This window comes from Belnapia sp. AC561 (assembly GCF_979252845.1).
In genome coordinates this window covers 1-247 of sequence record NZ_CEEDBP010000396.1, presented here as the reverse complement: position 1 = coordinate 247, position 247 = coordinate 1, and the positions used below count along the sequence as shown (strand labels likewise).

The 247-nt window shown below is 58.7% G+C and carries 1 protein-coding gene; it reads left to right on the top strand.

Annotation, left to right across the window (positions count from 1 at the left end; all coding sequences use genetic code 11):
- Positions 1-247 (top strand): ATP-binding protein (locus AC0IW9_RS31585; protein WP_471652234.1); only part of this gene is annotated, 247 nt, incomplete at both ends.

Here is a 247-nt window from a genome sequence, read left to right as displayed (position 1 = left end):
GCCCGATACCGTGGAAGGGGATGCGGTAAAGCTGGCGCAAGGGCTTGGCTATCTGCTGGATAATGCCATCAAGTTCACGGCGGCTGGCAAAGTTCGCCTACGTGTACGTGGTAATGGCGAGGCGACGCTCGAGAGCTTGCCACTGAGCTTCGAGGTGATCGACGCCGGGATAGGCTTGGAGAATGTCCGCGAAACGGATCTGTACCGCCGCTTCCATCAGCTCGACACCTCGATGACTCGCCAATAC